Origin of the sequence: Pseudomonas sp. SMV71 (genome assembly GCF_052042015.1) — a bacterium.
In the GTDB taxonomy this organism is placed as follows: domain Bacteria; phylum Pseudomonadota; class Gammaproteobacteria; order Pseudomonadales; family Pseudomonadaceae; genus Aquipseudomonas.
In genome coordinates, this window is record NZ_JBKGGU010000013.1 from 115518 (window position 1) to 129345 (window position 13828).

A 13828-nucleotide genomic window follows, 5' to 3' on the forward strand; every position below is an offset into this window, starting at 1 on the left:
TCTGTCACATCTTCCGTGCCTTATTGCACTGTTAGCAGGCACAATGCCATCTTTGATCAGCCGGGTCGGAGCTTTTACCCTTGCCGCGTTCTTCCGCTGTACGTTTCAGCCATTTCCTACCGTCGATGTTGCTATTGCTGTCGGGGCTTGCGGCTGCCTACGTCAAGGATCTCAACGTTTTCTTCACCTCGTTGTTCAATGTCCTGCCCACCCTGGTATTGCTATTGGGCGGGGCGTATTGCGCGGTCTACCGACGCCAGCGTGAGCTGTTTCTGATGGTCACGGTTTACATCGCCTACTTCTTGCTGGACACCCAGACTGACTTTTACCGCGATAACGGCAAGGTGCGCGAAGACGCCGCCGTGGTGTTCCACCTCGTCTGCCTGCTGCTGCCATTGCTGTTCGGATTGTTTGCCGCATGGCAAGAGCGCACGCATCTGTTCCAGGACATGGTGGCTCGGTTCGCGGTGTTGTTGGTGTTCGGCAGTGTCGCACTAGCTCTGGAGCAGAGTTTTCCCCAAGCGTTGCTGTTATGGCTTTCGGAGATCCGTTGGCCTGCGTTGCACGGCGCCTGGATGAGCCTGATTCAGTTGTCCTACCCGATGTTCGCCGCCGCCTTCCTGCTACTGGCCTGGCAATACTGGCGTAACCCGCGACCCTTGCACGCGGCGCAGCTGGTGGGGCTGCTTGGATTGTTCTGGATGCTGCCGAAAACCTTCATCCTTCCGTTCACCCTGAACATCATGTGCAGTCAGGTGATGCTGATGATCGCCGCGGCGGTTGCCCACGAGGCCTATCAGATGGCATTTCGTGATGAACTCACTGGCCTGCCGGGACGTCGGGCGCTGAATGAACGCATGCAGCGCCTGGGGCGCAATTACGTGTTGGCGATGAGCGACGTGGACCATTTCAAGAAATTCAACGACACCCACGGCCATGACGTGGGCGACCAGGTACTGCGCCTGGTGGCGAGCAAATTGTCCAAAATCGGCGGTGGCGGTAGGGCGTATCGCTATGGCGGTGAAGAATTTGCCTTGGTATTTGCCGGCAAGACCATTGATGAATGCATGCCTCATCTGGAGGTCATCCGACAGTCCATCGAGACCTACGCCATTCAGTTGCGCAATCCCGACAGTCGTCCCCAGGATGATCAACAAGGCCGCCAGCGTCGTTCCGGGGCCGGTGCCTCCAGCGTATCGGTGACAGTCAGCATCGGCGTGGCCGAACGCCTGGAGCAACGCACCCCCGAAGAAGTGCTCAAGTCCGCCGACCAGGCCCTCTATAACGCCAAGGGCGCAGGGCGCAACTGTGTGGTTGCCTTTGGACAGACCCGACGCGGCGCGGTGCGCATGGAGGCCGCAGCGGGTTGAGTGATGATGGCGCATTCAGCGACTCGACAGTGATTGTGAGCATCGAGGGCCGGCAGTAGGTTGCAACGATCTGCTACCGGAGAAAACCACCATGCCCGAGTACAAAGCCCCGCTGCGCGACATGCGCTTTCTGATCGATCATGTCTTCGATTTCCATGGCCGTTATGCCGAGCTGGGCGCCGGCGATGCCAGCCCGGACATGGTCAGCGCGATTCTCGAGGAAGGCGCACGATTCTGCGAGAACGTGCTGGCGCCGCTCAATCGTTCCGGTGACGAACAGGGCTGTCATTTCGACAACGGCGTGGTGACCACACCTACAGGTTTCAAGCAGGCTTTCGCACAATACGTGGAGGGCGGCTGGCACGGGCTGGCGGCGGATCCCATGTATGGCGGCCAGGGCCTGCCCAGCTCGCTGGGACTGGTCATCAGCGAAATGATCGGCTCCAGCAACACCTCATGGGGCATGTACCCTGGCCTGACCCACGGCGCAATGTCGGCCATTCATGCCCACGGCACCGAAGAACAGAAACAGACCTATCTGAGCAAGCTCACCGCCGGTCAATGGACGGGCACCATGTGCCTGACCGAAGCCCATTGCGGCACTGACCTGGGGATCATCAAGACCCGCGCTGTGCCTCAGGCCGACGGCACTTATGCGATCAGCGGCAGCAAGATTTTCATCTCCGCCGGTGAGCACGACCTGAGCGAGAACATCATCCATCTGGTGCTCGCCAAACTGCCGGACGCGCCCGCCGGGACCAAGGGCATCTCGTTGTTCATCGTGCCCAAGTTCCTGCCCGACACCCGTGGTGAAGCTGGAGCGCGCAATGGGGTGAGCTGCGGCTCGATCGAACACAAGATGGGCATCAAGGCGTCGGCTACCTGCGTGCTGAACTTCGACGGTGCCAAGGGCTTCCTGATCGGCGAGCCGAACAAAGGCCTCAACTGCATGTTCACCATGATGAACCACGCCCGGCTCGGCACCGGCATGCAGGGACTGTGTCTTGGGGAAGCGAGCTTCCAGGGAGCCATTCGATACGCCAACGATCGCTTGCAGATGCGCTCGCTGACCGGGCCCAAGGCGCCGGAAAAAGTCGCCGACCCGATCATCGTCCATCCCGACGTGCGCAGGATGTTGCTGACCATGAAGGCCTTCAACGAAGGCAACCGGGCGCTGACCTATTTCACCGCGCAGTTGCTGGATACCGCGCACCTGAGCACGGATGAGAGTGCCCGCCAGGAAGCCGAGGACCTGTTGGCCTTCCTGACGCCAATTTGCAAAGCCTTCATGACCGACACCGGGCTTGAGGTGACCAACCACGGCATGCAGGTGTTTGGCGGGCACGGTTTCATTCGCGAATGGGGCATGGAGCAGTTGGTACGAGACTGTCGCATCGCGCCGATCTATGAAGGGACCAATGGCATCCAGGCCCTGGATCTGCTGGGGCGCAAAGTCCTGGGCAGCCAGGGCAAGTTGCTGCGTGGCTTCACCAGGATTGTCCACAAGTTCTGCGCCGCCAACGCCGGGCATCCGCAGCTCAAGGAATACCTCGCGCAGCTGGACGAGCTCAACCAGCAATGGGGCGAACTGACCACCCGGGTGGGCATGGCCGCCATGAAGAACCCGGACGAAGTGGGCGCCGCCTCGGTGGATTACCTGATGTACAGCGGTTACATCATCCTCGCGTACCTGTGGCTGCGCATGGCATTGGTGGCCCAGGCGCAACTCGACGGCGGCAACGGTGACGAGGATTTCTGTCGTGGCAAGCTGGCGACCTGTGAGTTTTACTTCAAGCGTCTGCTGCCGCGTACTGCCGCCCATCGTGCCGCTGTCGAGGCGGGGAGTGATTGCCTGATGAAGCTGCCGGCGGAGTTGTTCGCTCTATAACTAGCGGTGGAAACACAAAATCTGTGGCACAAAATCTGTGGCGAGGAAGCTTGCTCCCGCTGGGACGGTCCGACGCTTCGGGCGAAGCCGCCCCATGTTTTGCGATTGCTGCGCAATCGAACGGTAGCAAGCTCCCTCGCCACAGTGTTCGTGCGGGCTTTCTGTGTGACTAAAAATAACAAAAAGGTCACGGGCTGACCCTATGTGTCGTAAAAGTTGTTGAGGTACACTTCAGGCATTGCTAGAACCATTTCCTACGAACCAATTGTTTAGATCCTGCGAGGTTTGCCATGGCTGACTACAAAGCGCCCCTGCGCGATATGCGCTTCGTCCTCAATGAAGTATTCGAGGTCGCGAAACTATGGGCCGAACTGCCGGCGCTGGCTGAATCCGTAGACGCTGAAACCGTTGAAGCGATCCTTGAAGAAGCCGGCAAGGTCACCAGCAAGAGTATCGCGCCCCTCAGCCGTGCCGCTGATGAAGAAGGTTGCCACTGGGCCGACGGCGCCGTCACCACGCCGGCAGGTTTCCCACAGGCCTACAAGACTTACGCTGAAGGCGGTTGGGTCGGTGTCGGCGGCGACCCAGCCTATGGCGGCATGGGCATGCCCAAGGCTGTTTCCGCCCAGGTCGAGGAAATGGTCAACTCCGCCAGCCTGTCCTTCGGCCTGTATCCGATGCTGACCGCCGGGGCTTGCCTGTCGATCAATGCCCACGCCAGCGAAGAGCTGAAGGCTGCGTACTTGCCGAACATGTACGCCGGTGTCTGGGCAGGCTCCATGTGCCTGACCGAACCGCATGCCGGGACCGACCTGGGGATCATTCGCACCAAGGCCGAACCCCAGGCCGACGGTTCCTACAAGGTCAGCGGTACCAAGATTTTCATCACCGGCGGCGAACACGACCTCACCGAGAACATCATTCACCTGGTGCTGGCGAAGCTGCCGGATGCGCCAGCCGGTCCGAAAGGTATCTCACTGTTCCTGGTGCCCAAGTTCCTGGTCAATGCCGACGGCAGCCTGGGCGCACGTAACGCGGCCAACTGCGGCTCGATCGAACACAAGATGGGCATCCAGGCGTCCGCCACCTGCGTAATGAATTTTGACGAAGCCGTAGGTTATCTGGTCGGTGAGCCGAACAAGGGCCTGGCGGCCATGTTCACCATGATGAACTATGAGCGTCTGGGTGTCGGCATCCAGGGCCTGGCCACCGGCGAGCGTTCCTACCAGAACGCCATCGAATACGCCCGTGATCGCCTGCAGAGCCGTTCGCCGACCGGTGCGCAGAACAAGGACAAGGTCGCCGACCCGATCATTGTCCACCCCGACGTGCGCCGGATGCTGCTGACCATGAAAGCCTCGAACGAGGGCGGTCGGGCATTTTCCACCTACGTGGCAATGCAACTGGACACCGCCAAGTTCAGTGAGGACGCGGCCACGCGCAAGCGCGCCGAAGATCTGGTGGCGTTGCTGACGCCGGTGGCGAAGGCGTTCCTGACCGACCTGGGCCTGGAAACCACCGTCCATGGCCAGCAGATTTTCGGCGGCCATGGCTACATCCGTGAATGGGGCCAGGAGCAACTGGTGCGTGACGTACGCATCACCCAGATCTACGAAGGCACCAACGGCATCCAGGCGCTGGACCTGGTGGGGCGCAAGATCGTCGGCAGCGGCGGGGCGTTCTATAAATTGTTCGCCGATGAGATTCGCCATTTCACCGGCACCGCGAGCAGCGACCTGGCGGAATTTACCCAGCCATTGAACCAGGCCGTCGGTACGCTGGATGAGCTGACCGAATGGCTGTTGGACCGGGCGAAGACCAACCCGAACGAAATCGGCGCGGCCTCGGTGGAATATCTCCAGGTGTTCGGCTACACCGCCTATGCCTACATGTGGGCCCTGATGGCCAAGGCTGCCTTGGGCAAGGAAAGCCAGGATGACTTCTACGCAAGCAAGCTGGGAACCGCACGTTTCTACTTTGCTCGCCTGTTGCCACGCATCCATTCCTTGAGCGCTTCGGTGAAGGCGGGCAGCGAGTCGCTGTTCCTGCTGGACGCCGCTCAGTTTTGAAACATGACGTCATGTAAGCATTTGCTTACATGACGTGCTGGCGTTTTCCCTCTACCGACAGATTGGATCCACAGCTAATCTACTGCACATGGACGTCGCGCAGGATGCGCATAAGCAACAACACGGACACGTAGGATTCTGCCAGGAAGGCGGAGTGAAATGGATGTCAGGGAAACAGTCTGCAAAGCCCCGCTTCGGCGGGGTTTTCTTTTGTCTGCGTTTTTTTCAACCCAGGTCTGTTTCTTCTACTGATGGCCGTTGAACCCTGACGAGCGGTCACGGGTCAATGAGCTATATGGCAATGCAGCCATCGCCCATCAGGAGCCCACCATGGATTTCATTCGTATCATCATCGCCATTCTGCTACCGCCGTTGGGTGTATTTCTGCAGGTCGGTTTCGGCGGGGCCTTCTGGCTGAACATTCTATTGACGCTGCTGGGCTACATCCCGGGCATCGTGCATGCGGTGTACATCATCGCCAAGCGCTGAAAATTCGCAAATATGTAGAAATCCTTGTGGGAGCGAGCTTGCTCGCGATTGCGGAGTATCAGTCTATAAATAGTCTGCTTAGACCCGACGCTATCGCGAGCAAGCTCGCTCCCACAGGTTCTTCATTGCCCTACAGCGGGCTGTCCATCACCCTGCGATAGAACAACCACTCCTGCTCCAGCGCATGCGCCTGGTTCGCCGCCTTGCGAAAGCCATGGCGTTCGTCCGGGTAGCAATACGCCTGCACCGCAACGCCGTTGTCCTCCAACGCCTTCACCATGTCGCGGGTCTGCTGCGGCACGACCACGGCATCCAACTCTCCCTGGAAGAAAATCACCGGCACGCGGATTTGATCGGCGTGCAGCAGCGGGGTGCGGGCGCGATAGCGTTCGGAATCACGCTGAGGGTCACCGATCAGCCAGTCCAGGTAATCGCCCTCGAACTTGTGCGTCGCGCGGGCCAGGGCCACAGGGTCGCTGACGCCGTAGAGGCTGGCACCGGCGCGAAACACATCGTGGAACGCTAGGGCGCATAGCGTCGTGTACCCACCGGCACTGCCACCGCGGATGAACGCACTGCGGCCATCGATCAAACCTTGCCCATCGAGGTAGGCGACCACCGCGCAGGCATCCTCGACATCCACCACACCCCAATTCAAATGCAACGCCTGCCGGTACGCCCGGCCATAGCCGCTGCTGCCTCGGTAGTTGAGGTCGGCCACGGCGAAGCCGCGATGGGTCCAGTACTGGATACGTGGATCAAACACCGGATAACAGGCCGAGGTCGGACCGCCGTGGATGAACACCACCAGGGGCGGTTTCGCATCAGCATTCATGGCCGGATAAAAAAATCCATGGGCCTCTTCGGATGCCGAGGGGTAGCGCAGGGTTCGAGGACGGCTGATCTGCTCGATGGGCAGCGGTGCGAGGCCACCGGCCAGTACCGTGATTGCATGGCTTTGGCGCTCGATGGCAATGACGGCCGACGGGTGGGTCGGCGAGGCGGCGATTGCATAAATGCACCGCTCATCCAGCGCCAGGCTGCGAAAACGGCTGTAGGCACCAGTGAAGTCCTCGCCAGCGGTGTCGCTGCGACACAGGCCCAACCGTCCAAAACCCGCTTCGGTCCAACTCGCCAAGTAGGATTGCTCGCCCAACGGCAGCCAGGTGCAGCCACCCAGTTGCCACGGCGCGGGCGCATGATCGGCCTCGGCGGCGGGCAGCGGTTCCAGGCCGCTGGTCGACGCCACCCAAGGCTGCCAGTATCCTGCGCGATCCGTCAGGCAATACAGACGATTGGCCGCATCGAAACGCGGCTGCTGGATGGATTCGCCATCGCCTTTGCCCGCCACACAGCGCGGCTCACTCCAGCCCGAGGCATTGCGCTCGGCCAGCATCAAGCGCGTTGCCGTCCACGGTTGATGCGGACGGCTCCACTCGACCCAGGCCAACCGCTGCCCATCCGGGCTCAGGATAGGCGAGGCGTAGAAATCCGCGCCTTCAGCCAGCACATGCCATTGGTGATCCACCAGCCCGATCGACACCAGACGGTGCCGGTTGGCCTGCTCCTCTACCGCCAGCACCTGCCCGAAGGCGAAACTGAGGTCACCGTAGCGGCAATCGCCAGTGGTCAGCGCCACGGGTAGTGGGTCGGCCAGCGATTGGTGATACAGCTGCTGGTCGGCCTCATTGACGAACAGCACGCCGTCGTCGCTCAGGCAGAACGATCCGCCGCCGTATTCATAGACCCGGCTGCGGGCGCTGAAGCCGTCCGGTGTCAGGCAACGGGCCTGGTGGTTTTGCCAGTGCCAGATCCGGCAAGCGCCGTCTTCGGGCCGGTATTCGTTCCAGAACAGGCCCAGGGGCCCAAGCTGCAGTTCGGCGAAGTCGGTGCCGGCGGCAACGGCCTGGGCGGCGCTGAACGGATCAGCCTTTGGCGATGAGGTGTGAGTTTCGTTCATTGCGGAAGGCCAGTTGTTCGATGGTTTGCGTGGCGTGCTCGGCGTCTTCGCGAGCCTGGAGAATCACGCCGTGATGTTCGGATTTGCTGCACACCGGGTCGGCGTTGCTGGCGTCGCCGGTGAGCATGAACGCCTGGCAGCGACAGCCACCGAAGTCCTTTTCCTTTTCATCGCAGGAGCGGCACGGTTCAGGCATCCAGTCATAGCCACGAAAACGATTGAAGCCGAACGAGTCGTACCAGATGTGCTGCATGCTGTGGTCGCGCACGTTGGGAAACTTCACCGGCATCTGTCGAGCGCCATGACAAGGCAGCGCGGTGCCGTCCGGCGTGACCGTCAGAAAAATACTGCCCCAGCCGTTCATGCAGGCCTTGGGGCGTTCTTCGTAATAGTCGGGGGTGACGAAGATCAACTTGCACGGATGCCCTTGGGCCTCCAGCCGGGCACGATATTCGTTGGTGATCCGCTCGGCGCGTACCAATTGTTCGCGGGTGGGCAGCAGCCCGACGCGGTTGAGCTGGGCCCAGCCGTAGAACTGGCAAGTGGCGAGCTCGACGAAGTCGGCTTCAAGGGCGATGCACAGCTCGATGATGCGGTCGATCCTGTCGATGTTGTGCCGATGGGTCACGAAGTTCAGCACCATGGGGTAGCCATGGGCTTTCACTGCCCGGGCCATTTCGAGTTTTTGCGCGAAGGCTTTTTTCGAGCCGGCCAGCAGGTTGTTCACCTGCTCGTCGCTGGCCTGGAAACTGATCTGGATATGATCCAGTCCGGCTTTCTTGAAGTCGCTGATTTTCTGTTCGGTCAAGCCGATGCCGGAGGTGATCAGGTTGGTGTAGAAGCCTAGCCTGCGGGCCTCGCCGATCAGTTCGGCGAGATCCTGGCGCACCAGCGGCTCGCCACCGGAAAAGCCCAGTTGCGCGGCGCCCATTTCCCGGGCCTCGCGAAACACCTTGAACCACTGTTCGGTGCTCAGCTCCTTGCCCTGCTCGGCAAAGTCCAGCGGGTTCGAACAGTAAGGGCACTGTAACGGACAGCGATAGGTCAGCTCCGCCAACAACCACAGCGGCAGGCCGACCGCAGGCTTGTCAGGCGAGGGTGATCCAATGCTCTGCACGGGCGACCTCCATGAATTGCTCGATGTCGTCACCGAGTTCCGGCACGTCGGGAAACTGCTTGGCCAGTTCGCCGATGATGGCCGCGACATCCCGTTCGCCATCGATCAAACCGCCGATCAGTGCAGCGCTGTCGTTGAGCTTGATCATGCCTTCGGGATAGAGCAGCACGTGGCCCTTTTGGGCCGGTTCGTACTGGAAGCGATAGCCGGGACGCCAGCGAGGGGTTTGGCTGCGGTCGAAACTCATAAGTTGATTCCTTTGTGCCATACCCGTTCTGCGGTCACGCTGTGATAGGGCGGGCGGTTCAATTCGTAGGCCATGCTCATGGCATCGAGCATGCTCCAGAGGATGTCCAGCTTGAACTGGAGGATTTCCAGCATGCGCTCTTGCCCCTGGCGGGTGGTGTAGTGCTGCAAGGTAATCGCCAGCCCGTGCTCGACATCACGCCGGGCCTGGCCCAGGCGGGTACGGAAGTATTCATAGCCGGCCGGGTCGATCCACGGGTAATGCTGCGGCCAACTGTCCAGCCGCGACTGGTGGATCTGCGGCGCGAAGAGTTCGGTCAGCGAACTGCTGGCGGCCTCCTGCCAACTGGCCCGGCGGGCAAAGTTGACGTAGGCATCCACCGCGAAACGCACACCCGGCAGTACCAGTTCCTGGGAACGCAGTTGGTCGGGGTCCAGGCCCACTGCCTGGCCGAGGCGCAACCAGGCTTCGATGCCGCCGTCTTCGCCGGGCGCGCCGTCGTGGTCCAGCAGGCGCTGGATCCACTCGCGACGGATTTCCCGGTCCGGGCAATTGGCGAGGATCGCGGCGTCCTTGAGCGGGATGTTCACTTGATAGTAAAAGCGGTTCGCGACCCAGCCCTGGATCTGCTCGCGAGTGGCACGGCCCTCATACATCGCCACGTGGTACGGGTGATGGATGTGGTAATACGCACCTTTGGCGCGCAAGGCCGCTTCGAACTCGGCGGGGGACAGAGGGGTGTCAGTCATTGCGGTTCTCCGGGCAATTCCCGTGGGTTCTGTGGTGTCAGGGGCGGCCCTATCGCGAGCAGGCTCGCTCCCACATGGGGTTGATGCTGCATGAAATATCCAATGCCACTCGGACTGCTGTGGAACAAGCATCCGGTACGACCCGGATCGCTGTGGGAGCGAGCCTGCTCGCGATGAGGCCAGCCCTGCCAGCATCAATTCTGACTGACACCCCCGCAATCCACTCCCACAATCATCCCGCCCTCCCTACAACTCAATACTCATTCCGTCGTAGGCCACTTCAATCTTTCGACGTACAAGTTCCGCCCGCTCGGGCGAGTCTTCGTCCAGGATCGGGTTGGTGTTGTTGATATGAATAAGGACCTTGCGCGGCTCGGGCAGTTGCTCCAGGACCTCAAGCATCCCGCCGGGGCCGTTCTGCGCCAGGTGCCCCATTTCCCGACCGGTGCGGGTGCCGACGCCACGGCGCTGCATCTCGTCGTCATCCCACATTGTGCCGTCCACCAACAGGCAATCGCTGGCGGCCATGATCTCTAGCAGTGGCCCGTCGACCTTGCCCAGGCCCGGAGCATAGAACAGCTTGCCACCGGTGCGCAGGTCTTCGACGATCAGCCCGATGTTGTCACCCGGGTGCGGATCGAAGCGGTGCGGTGAATAGGGCGGCGCGGCGCTGCGCAACGGCAACGGGGTGAAGCGCAGGTTCGGGCAGGCCGGGATGGCGAAGCTCTGGTCGAGTTCGATGCGGTTCCAGCTCAAGCCGCCGTTCCAGTGGGTCAGCATGTTGAACAGCGGGAAACCGGTGCTCAGGTCTTCATGAACCATGTCGGTGCACCAGACCTGATGCGGGCAACCTTCGCGCAGGCTGAGCAGGCCGGTGGTGTGGTCGATCTGGCTGTCCATCAGGATGATGGCGCCAATCCCGGTGTCCCGCAGGGCCCGGCCGGGTTGCATCGGGGCGAAACCTTGGAGTTGGGCGCGGATGTCCGGAGAAGCGTTGCACAGCACCCAGTTCACACCGTCATCGGAAAGCGCAATCGATGATTGGGTACGCGCCTGGGCCCGCAGGCTGCCGTTGCGAAAGCCTGCGCAATTGGCGCAGTTGCAATTCCACTGGGGAAAGCCTCCGCCGGCGGCGGAACCTAGAATCTGGACGAACATGGCCGCTCCATCTGCAAACCGAAATAAAAACGCCCCGGCTGACCGAGGCGTTGTGCTGCGTGCTTAACTGCCTGCAACCATCAACGGCTGGCGAAGTACATGGTGACTTCGAAGCCGATACGCAGGTCGATATATGCGGGTTTGGACCAGGACATGGAAATACTCCTTTGGTTGGGGTTGGACGTGTGGGACCTATACATATAGTCCACCTCCGTTCGGAGATGTTCAGATGCGCAGACGGCTATGTTACTAAATTAAACAAATTCGTTGGCCGTGATCTCTGAGAAAGCTCGTTACAGAGCCTGCAACGATCATTTCGGCGTTTGCCATGGGGCTCCGGGACACGCCTCGCTGGCCAGGCAGCACCATCCGCCTTGGGCGTTAATCAGGTCACGCGCCGCGTTTAATAGTAGTTCGCGATCCAATTGTTCGATAGCACCGGGCAAATGCTGCAGATAGTCATCCGGCCGCCCGGCCAGTTTGGCGTGCCAAAGCAGCTCGGCCGCCTGGGCCAGGGGCAGGGTGTCGCTTGAAAATTGGCTGGCGAGGGCGTGTCGGGCGTGGAACAGATTCGAATCGTCCATGTGCAGCCGTTCTGGCAGCTCGGCCAGGAACTGCTCGATATGGCCGATCAACCGCGTCGCCGAAGCGTTAGGGGATTGGACACCGAACAGCAAGCCGGTCTGGCCACTGATCTGCTTCAACCCGCTGAACACGCCATAGCCCAGTTGCAACTCGACCCGCAGGCGCTGGTAGAACGGCGTCTGGCACAGCTGCGCCAGCAGCCGCCAGGCCGCTTCGTCGGACAGTTCCTGAGTTGGCGTAGGGCAGAACAGCAACACCGCCTGTTCATCGCCCTGGGTTTCAAGCGTATGCCAGACACGTTGAGCACATGCTGTTGGCGGCTCGGCCTCCTGGCCGGGAATACCGGGCACCCGGGCCAGTACCGGGCCCATCGCCGCCTGGGTCGCTGCCGACAGGCCCAGGGCGAGCCCGTCCCACCGGGCCGTTGCCCAGATGTCGTCAGGCAGCACGGTTGCCGAAGGTTGCACGTTTCGCTGACAGAGATTCGGCAATGCCTTCAACAGCTGTCGAATCGGCATTGGCTGCGCCTCGTCATCGGGGTGAGCCACTGGCAGCGGCTGGCCCAGCTTCATCAGGATATGCTCCAGCACCCGCGGCATGGGCGCCTGCAATCCAACCAGCTTGAGCAGGTGCTGGGTGCCGGATGGCTCGAAAGTGACGTCCACCCCGGCCTGGCGAGCATCTTCAAACAGGTCCTGTAGGTGTTGCGCGAGCCTGACCTGGAAATACAGCGGAGCCTGGGCTGCCCACTGCCAGCGAAGATAAATCGCGCCTTCCCCGGTATTGTTCCCGGAATTGTTCGCCAAGGTCTGGCTGAACTGCATCGCCGAGCGTTCCCGTCGGCCCCGGGTGCGATCCTGGGCAAAGGTGCGCAAGCCGCGGTGGGCGCTGGTCTGGCCACGTATCAGGCCGGCACGGGTTGGTTCATCCGGTGTTTGCAGGAACGGATTAGGCGCGGGCAGTCGCCATTGTTCGCCGAAAGAATCGGCGGGGTGCAACTGCTTGAGGATTTCCCGAAGCCGTACCAGATCGTTTGCCGACAGTGCACAGGCACGACCTTCACTGTCCCGGCGAGCCAGTTGTAATGCCGATCCGGTTTCCAGACGACGTTGCAGCACTGCGGTGAACTCCTCGCGCAACAGCGTCCAGTCGTCCTGGGCGGCGAAAAAGCCCAGCCAATCCTGGAGCATCGGCAGGATTTCCTGTGCCCCCTGGGGATTGTCGAGCCTGAGCCCAAGGTGCAGCAGCGCCTGCCCGGCGAACTCGTACAGTGGTGTGGCGGTGAGGCTGCCCGCCAAGCCGCGCTCACGCAGCGCGGCGAGCAGCCCGCCCGGCTTGCTGGCGTTCAGCTGCGCGCAGAGAAAGTCCAACGCCAATGGCGAGGCGGCGGGAAGTTGCTCGAAGGCAAACAGCAGGTCCAGTCCGCCTTCGCGTGTTTGTTGGTAGCTCGCCGTGGACGACGCCATCAGCCTGGGGGGTGATTGCTGAACCGATGCTTCGCCCACGGGTAGGGGGTCGCTGAACTGTTTGGCCAGCGCTTTCAAGGTCTCGACACTTTGCGGGCCGGCCAGGCTCAGGGTCATCTGGCCGCTCTGATAAAAACGCCGATAGAAATCGCCCAGGGCCGCCTGGAATTCAGGCTGTTCGACGGCGAGGCTGTCGCGATTGCCGGCATGAAAACCGCGCAGTGGGTGAATTGCCGCCAGTCCGTCATGCAGGGCGATCTGTCGCTGGGCAGCCGCATCCTGGGACCAGGCAATGAATTCAGCGTGCAGCACTTCCCGCTCGCGCAACTGCTCGGCTTCGTCCAGGCGCGGATGGATGAGCATGTCCTGCAAGCGCTCCAGCCCACCGGCGAACGCAGCAGGTGGTAATTCGAAAAAGAAATCCGTGGTCCGCTCGCTGGTGCGGGCGTTGACCTGCCCGCCGTGCCGCTGCACGTAGGCCATCAGGTTTTCCCCTGCAGGAAACCGCTCGGTGCCTAGGAAGAAAAGGTGTTCGAGAAAGTGCGCCAACCCGGGCCAGGCCAGGGGCACGTCATGGCTGCCGGCCGCCACCCGCAGTACCGCAGCGCTGCGTTTCAGGCCAGCGGCATGGCGCAGTGTTATCCGCAGGCCATTGGGCAGGGTTTCAGAGTGGGGGCGCAGAGAATCGGGAGCCGGCATGAGCACATCCAGAACAGAGATGCGCCCATGC

The 13828-nt window shown here is 61.3% G+C and carries 11 protein-coding genes; 4 read left to right on the forward strand and 7 right to left on the reverse strand.

The window, feature by feature from the left end; genetic code table 11:
• Positions 1-80 precede the first annotated feature (80 nt).
• The 4 genes from ACLEJQ_RS15400 to ACLEJQ_RS15415 all read left to right on the forward strand — a co-directional run bounded on the left by ACLEJQ_RS15400 (position 81) and on the right by ACLEJQ_RS15415 (position 5816).
• The gene (locus tag ACLEJQ_RS15400; protein WP_440796364.1) at positions 81-1370 is read left to right on the forward strand and encodes a GGDEF domain-containing protein; all 1290 of its coding nucleotides are present in this window, start codon (positions 81-83) and stop codon (positions 1368-1370) included.
• A gap of 91 nt (positions 1371-1461) precedes the next feature.
• On the forward strand, positions 1462-3258 hold the full coding sequence (locus tag ACLEJQ_RS15405; protein ID WP_440796366.1) for an acyl-CoA dehydrogenase C-terminal domain-containing protein: 1797 nt from the start codon (positions 1462-1464) through the stop codon (positions 3256-3258).
• A gap of 290 nt (positions 3259-3548) precedes the next feature.
• Complete coding sequence (locus ACLEJQ_RS15410; RefSeq protein ID WP_440796367.1) at positions 3549-5327, forward strand: acyl-CoA dehydrogenase C-terminal domain-containing protein; 1779 nt, start codon at positions 3549-3551, stop codon at positions 5325-5327.
• Positions 5328-5657: 330 nt separating this feature from the next.
• Positions 5658-5816, forward strand: a complete 159-nt coding sequence (locus tag ACLEJQ_RS15415; RefSeq protein WP_003177654.1) for a YqaE/Pmp3 family membrane protein — start codon at positions 5658-5660, stop codon at positions 5814-5816.
• A gap of 130 nt (positions 5817-5946) precedes the next feature.
• On the opposite strand, the gene ACLEJQ_RS15420 is transcribed toward ACLEJQ_RS15415, so the two are convergent.
• From ACLEJQ_RS15420 to pqqF, 7 genes are all read right to left on the reverse strand, one after another.
• A complete protein-coding gene (locus tag ACLEJQ_RS15420; protein ID WP_440796369.1) occupies positions 5947-7776 on the reverse strand; it encodes an alpha/beta hydrolase family protein in 1830 nt (609 codons plus the stop codon).
• Complete coding sequence (gene pqqE / locus ACLEJQ_RS15425; RefSeq protein WP_440796472.1) at positions 7742-8884, reverse strand: pyrroloquinoline quinone biosynthesis protein PqqE; 1143 nt, start codon at positions 8882-8884, stop codon at positions 7742-7744. Before pqqE ends, ACLEJQ_RS15420 begins: the two co-directional genes overlap by 35 nt.
• Positions 8865-9140 (reverse strand): pyrroloquinoline quinone biosynthesis peptide chaperone PqqD, encoded by a 276-nt coding sequence (gene pqqD / locus ACLEJQ_RS15430; RefSeq protein WP_053125968.1) that lies wholly within the window; start codon positions 9138-9140, stop codon positions 8865-8867. The genes pqqE and pqqD overlap by 20 nt, the downstream gene beginning before the upstream one ends.
• Positions 9137-9889 (reverse strand): pyrroloquinoline-quinone synthase PqqC, encoded by a 753-nt coding sequence (gene pqqC, locus ACLEJQ_RS15435; protein WP_440796371.1) that lies wholly within the window; start codon positions 9887-9889, stop codon positions 9137-9139. Before pqqC ends, pqqD begins: the two co-directional genes overlap by 4 nt.
• A 246-nt stretch (positions 9890-10135) precedes the next feature.
• Positions 10136-11047: a pyrroloquinoline quinone biosynthesis protein PqqB gene (gene pqqB / locus ACLEJQ_RS15440; protein ID WP_440796373.1), complete on the reverse strand. Its 912-nt coding sequence runs from the start codon at positions 11045-11047 to the stop codon at positions 10136-10138.
• Between the two features lie 80 nt (positions 11048-11127).
• Positions 11128-11202, reverse strand: a complete 75-nt coding sequence (gene pqqA / locus ACLEJQ_RS15445; protein ID WP_003177660.1) for a pyrroloquinoline quinone precursor peptide PqqA — start codon at positions 11200-11202, stop codon at positions 11128-11130.
• 156 nt (positions 11203-11358) lie between these two features.
• Positions 11359-13797 carry a pyrroloquinoline quinone biosynthesis protein PqqF gene (pqqF, locus tag ACLEJQ_RS15450; protein ID WP_440796375.1) on the reverse strand — a complete coding sequence of 813 codons (2439 nt, stop codon included), beginning with the start codon at positions 13795-13797 and terminating at the stop codon, positions 11359-11361.
• Between the last annotated feature and the right edge of the window lie 31 nt (positions 13798-13828).